This window comes from Catenibacterium sp. UBA627, from assembly GCF_002299355.1.
GTDB lineage: Bacteria > Bacillota_I > Bacilli_A > Erysipelotrichales > Coprobacillaceae > Catenibacterium > Catenibacterium mitsuoka.
In genome coordinates this window covers 699-4476 of record NZ_DBPF01000041.1, presented here as the reverse complement: position 1 = coordinate 4476, position 3778 = coordinate 699, and the positions used below count along the sequence as shown (strand labels likewise).

Here is a 3778-nt window from a genome sequence, read left to right as displayed (position 1 = left end):
TTTACTTGTCATGACCACCAGTTTGTTCAGACAATCGCTAATAGAATTATCGAATTTACTGCAGAAGGTACAATTGACCGTCTTTCTACATTCGATGAATATTTAGAATACAAGGACACACTTGAAGCATAAGAGAGGATTAACCGCTCTTTTTTCTTCTTAAGGCTAGGTTCTTATACGATGAGGATGTTAATACCTGTATCATCCTATAAGGCTTAGAATAGCTAAAAATCATTTTCTAAATCTGAAACTCACTTATAAACAGATTCTAAAAGTATTATCATATTACATATAGAAAATAGGAGGATAACTTAATGGGTAAACTATTATTAACTGGTGTTGATGGAAACTTAGGTCAATTAGCTGCCGACGTATTACTTACATTAGAACCAGTGGAAAACTTAATCTTTTGTGGTTATAATGAAGAATCACTCAAGAAATATGCTGAAAAGGGTGTAGAAACACACGTAACTAACTTTAATAATCCTGATGGATTAGTTGAAGCATTTAAAGGGGCTGATGCTCTTGCATTAATTTCTATGCCATTTGTTGGTGTTAAAAGACAGAATGCGCATAAGAATGCTGTAGATGCAGCTAAAGCAGCAGGTGTTAAACAGATCATCTATACTTCTTTAGTCAATGCTGATGATGAAACAAACCCATCAGTAGAAAAGAAAGACCATATCTATACTGAAAAATATATCCAGGAAGCAGGTCTGGACTATCAGTTCATGAGAAACTCTCAATATGCTGAAGCAATGGTTACTAACTACTTTACTTATGCTCATATGAATGCACCACTTACTAATTCACAAGGTGATGGTCTAATGGCTTATATTTCTCGTAAAGATTGTGCTAAAGCATTAGCTTATGCATTACATAGATCAAATGAATTCCACCATAAGGTATGGAATATTAACGGCTTAGAACTAATGACTATTTCAACATTCTGTGCTATTGGTGATGTAAGTACAGGAAACCATGTACCATTTGTAAATGTCACTGATGAAGAAAACTATCAGATCTGGGATGCAATGGGTGTCCCTAGAACTACTGATGGCATATTCCTAAAGGATTCAGAAGCACCATTCTCTTCAGATGGTATGGTTACATTTGCACAGGCTATTAGAGAAGGTAAAATGGATATTCATACTAAAGACTTCACTGAACTAACAGGAGATACACCTATCTCAGTCAGATATATGTTTGATCATAATGAAGAATTCCAAATCGGTGAAAGACATTCTCAAGACAAATAAACTACACACTAGAGCGGATTAAACCGCTCTTTTTTGCTTCTCAAGGCTAGGGAGCATGTACACTGATTTTTAGTGTGTAGGATAAAGAAGATTGAATTGATAGTAAAATATAGGTATAATAAAGTTAGAATATTACTATAGAGGAGGTGCTTTTTATGAATATTCGTCCATCTGCAGCAATTAGACAAAATTATAATGAAATTGCTGATCTTTGTAGGGATAGTCAAGAACCCGTTTATCTTACGAGAAACGGAGAAGGTGACTTAGTTGTTATGGATATTGAAACATTTAGTCGTAGAGAAAAAATGTTAGATTTGCGTGAGCAGCTTCTTTCTGTAGAAGAAGAGAGAATAGCTGGTAGCAAAGAGTATACACTTGATGAATTAGATGAAATTCTTGATGAAATAATTCAGGGGTATAGAAAATGACATATGATAAATATATAGTTTTTATGTCCGAACAAGCAGTAAAAATGTTGAAATTAAATATAGCTTTTATTGCTGAAGCGAATGTTGAAGCAGCTGCTAAACAAAAGAAGGCAATCATGGAGGGCATACGTTCATTAGAGTATATGCCAAAGCGTTATCCCTTTTTTAATGAAGAATACATATTGCCAAATAAGTATAGGAAAATGGTTATAAATAAGTATTGCTTTGTTTTGTATCAAATTCAAGATGACGTTGTACATATTGATTATATTTTTGATTGTAGAAAAGATTTTAAATGGCTAAATAGATAGAGATTATAAGCATGAGAGATACTAGAGCGAATTAATCGCTCTTTTTTATTTCCTAAGGCTAGGTTCTTATACGATGAGGATGTCGCTATCTGTATCATCTTATAAGGTTTAGACGAGCATATTAGTATCTTTCTTAGTTGATTGTTGCTATACTTCGCTTAGGAGGATCAACAATGAAGTTAATCAAGATATGTATTACATTCATACTTTCCATTGCTTTTAATTCTAACTTTCATACAGTTCATTATACGATGACATCACATAAACTCTCTCATCCTATAAGACTTGCACTTATCACAGATCTTCATTCCTGCAAGTATGGAAATACGCTTATAGATGCTATAAAGAAAGAACAACCAGATATACTATTACTAGGAGGAGATATCTTTGATGATCAAATTTCTGATAAGAATACAGTACACTTCTTAGAAGGTATTACTACTAAGTATCCTACATATTATGTTACAGGTAATCATGAATACTGGAGTGGTAGGGTAGATGAAATGAAGAACATATTAAAGTCTTTCCATGTAGAGGTATTGGAAGGGAATACAAAACAAATACGTCTACATAACCAAATTATTAATATAAGTGGTATAGACGATCAATGCTCTCATAACTATAAGAAACAATTAAACCAACTACATACCAATAACAACTATTTCTCTTTACTATTAGCCCATAGACCTTCCTATATCAAAGATTATTTAAAGTATGATTATGATCTTATACTATCAGGACATGCTCATGGAGGACAATGGCGTATACCTTATATCCTAAATGGATTATTTGCGCCAGATGAGGGTTTATTTCCACGTTTTGCAGGTGGGATATACCAATTCCCTCATACTACTTTTATAGTCAGCAGAGGGCTAGCTAAAGAGTCTACAAGGGTACCTAGAATCTTCAATAGACCTGAACTTGTTATAGTAGATATCAAAACTTCTCTTGCTAATCATTCATCCTGATAATAGAATACTCATAAAGGAGGCTCTTATGGATATTAATAATGCTTATGTAAGAGATGCTATTTTGTATTGTACAATTCAGCAATATTTCAATTGTAATGATAAGAGAACATGTTAATTCATAGCACAATTAGTCCATTTCAATTATGTATATCTGAAAAGGATTTCTATAATACCTATTTAAGAGTCAAGGAAAGTTTCAAAACTCTTCAAGCAGATATTGTATTAGTTAAAAAGGGGGATGGCATATATTCTAAGTTATTAGCTATGATCCCAACAGCACCACCATATTTATTTCTTAAAGGCAATGTACATTTATTGAATGAAAAGTCTGTCAGTGTAGTAGGGAGTAGAAATGCTTCTATGGAAGCAATGGAAAAAACAGAAAAGCTTGTTAAAGCATTAGTCAAAAGAAATATAGTAGTCAATGCAGGCCTTGCAAAAGGAATAGATACAATAACCCATAAAACAGCATTAAAAAACAATGGAAGAACTATAGCTGTCATAGGAACACCTATTAACCAGTACTATCCTAAAGAAAACAAAAACCTTCAACTCACAATTGAAAAACATGGACTTGTTGTCTCACAATTTCCACCTTGTAATAAAGTATACAAATGGAATTTTCCTCTCAGAAATGCGACTATGAGTGGTATTTCTATCGCTACTATTATCATGGAAGCAGGAGAAAGAAGTGGGGCATTAAGACAAGCAGATCACTGTATAAAGCAAGGGAGAGACATCTTGATACCTTACTCATTACTACAATCTTCTCTCTTATGGCCTAGAAAGTATATACAAAATGGAGCACA

The 3778-nt window shown here is 33.3% G+C and carries 5 protein-coding genes; all 5 read left to right on the top strand.

The annotated features are described in order from the left end of the window. Positions 1–314: 314 nt before the first annotated feature. Complete coding sequence (locus B2S90_RS02945; RefSeq protein ID WP_286696519.1) at positions 315–1259, top strand: NAD(P)H-binding protein; 945 nt, start codon at positions 315–317, stop codon at positions 1257–1259. 155 nt (positions 1260–1414) lie between these two features. Then, complete coding sequence (locus B2S90_RS02940; RefSeq protein ID WP_278779647.1) at positions 1415–1687, top strand: type II toxin-antitoxin system Phd/YefM family antitoxin; 273 nt, start codon at positions 1415–1417, stop codon at positions 1685–1687. Further along, the gene (locus tag B2S90_RS02935; protein ID WP_278779645.1) at positions 1684–1998 is read left to right on the top strand and encodes a type II toxin-antitoxin system RelE/ParE family toxin; all 315 of its coding nucleotides are present in this window, start codon (positions 1684–1686) and stop codon (positions 1996–1998) included. The genes B2S90_RS02940 and B2S90_RS02935 overlap by 4 nt, the downstream gene beginning before the upstream one ends. A gap of 173 nt (positions 1999–2171) precedes the next feature. Next, complete coding sequence (locus B2S90_RS02930) at positions 2172–2966, top strand: metallophosphoesterase (protein WP_055289001.1); 795 nt, start codon at positions 2172–2174, stop codon at positions 2964–2966. 111 nt (positions 2967–3077) lie between these two features. Then, positions 3078–3778: DNA-processing protein DprA (locus B2S90_RS02925; protein ID WP_286696518.1), on the top strand; the 701-nt coding region annotated here is incomplete at its 3' end.

Bases quoted from the DNA above. Each gene is read 5' to 3' on its own strand.
- B2S90_RS02945 (WP_286696519.1), top strand. From the start codon at position 315: ATGGGTAAACTATTATTAACTGGTGTTGATGGAAACTTAGGTCAATTA.
- B2S90_RS02940 (WP_278779647.1), top strand. From the start codon at position 1,415: ATGAATATTCGTCCATCTGCAGCAATTAGACAAAATTATAATGAAATT.
- B2S90_RS02935 (WP_278779645.1), top strand. From the start codon at position 1,684: ATGACATATGATAAATATATAGTTTTTATGTCCGAACAAGCAGTAAAA.
- B2S90_RS02930 (WP_055289001.1), top strand. From the start codon at position 2,172: ATGAAGTTAATCAAGATATGTATTACATTCATACTTTCCATTGCTTTT.